Source organism: Dethiosulfatibacter sp., assembly GCF_983023055.1.
In genome coordinates this window covers 2,747-3,889 of record NZ_CEZJXU010000118.1, presented here as the reverse complement: position 1 = coordinate 3,889, position 1,143 = coordinate 2,747, and the positions used below count along the sequence as shown (strand labels likewise).

Sequence of the window (1,143 nt, the reverse complement as noted above, 5' to 3'; positions counted from 1 at the left end):
AGAGAAACAAAGGGGTGCTAGTAAAAATAATTGGAGAATAGTAGAAGCGGGATACGATGAGCAGCTATCTGAAAGTGCTGAAAAACTATGCAGTAATAAGTGGGCGATCAACCAGACGAGAATACTGGATGTTTAGCCTCGTCAATTTTTTAATACGGTTGGGCTTGATATGTATTGATGTTTTTGTGTTGGGTACCTATGGCTTTTTTAGTGCGATTTATTCTATCATTATTGTAATACCTGCTATAGCGGTTGCTGTAAGGAGATTGCATGATATCAACATGAGTGGTTGGATGTTTTTCATCGTTTTTATTCCCTTGATTGGAGGAATATGGATCTTGATTTTGTTGATTACACCAGGCGACATTGGTGCAAATAGTTTTGGACCTGATCCATATCAGGCAGGTGCTGAAGACTTCTAAGGATTTGGCTTGACGGACTTCATCGCAAGAATATACTTGTGATGATAATTGGAACTAATCCGGGATAGGTAGTGTTAGACAAGTTATTTGACATATCTACATTATGTTTATGGCTGAAGGGAAACTGCGAGGAGAATTTATGATAAGATTTATTGAAGAATTATCAATGAGTGCATGGCCAGCATTACAAACACATTTATATGATGGCTGGGTACTAAGAATATCAAAAGGATATACATAAAGAGCTAATTCAATTAATTTGCTATATGAATCTAAAGTAGATTTAAATTTAAAAATACAATATTGCAAAGAGTTTTATGAAGGATTAGGATTACCGGTTGTTTACAAGATTACATCATCTGATGAATTACTAAAGATTGATCAAAAACTTGATGATTTAGGGTACAAAAAAGTAGATGAAACATCAGTAAGGTTATTAGATTTAGAAAGAGAAGTACAATTAATGGATTCTAAAGCAGATATATCATATGAATTAACAGATGAATGGCTTGAAGGATTTTTTAGAAGTTCTAAGGTTGAAGATAACAATAAGAGAGAAACATTAACAAAGATGTTAAAGAATATTATTGGAAAGACGCTGTTTGTCACTTACAAAATAGATGGTAAAGCTATTGGATTTGGCTATGGAGTCGTTGATAGTGGATATGTAGGAATTTTTGATATTCATGTAGAAGAATCATATAGAGGAAATGGATATGGA

Annotated in this window: 2 protein-coding genes; both read left to right on the top strand. The window is 33.5% G+C overall.

All coding sequences use genetic code 11. The features are described from left to right. The first annotated feature begins 56 nt into the window (after positions 1-56). Positions 57-422 carry a DUF805 domain-containing protein gene (locus AC3AX0_RS05720; protein WP_487549345.1) on the top strand — a complete coding sequence of 122 codons (366 nt, stop codon included), beginning with the start codon at positions 57-59 and terminating at the stop codon, positions 420-422. Between the two features lie 259 nt (positions 423-681). Beyond that, the coding region (locus AC3AX0_RS05715; protein WP_487549344.1) for a GNAT family N-acetyltransferase at positions 682-1,143 on the top strand (462 nt) is incomplete at its 3' end.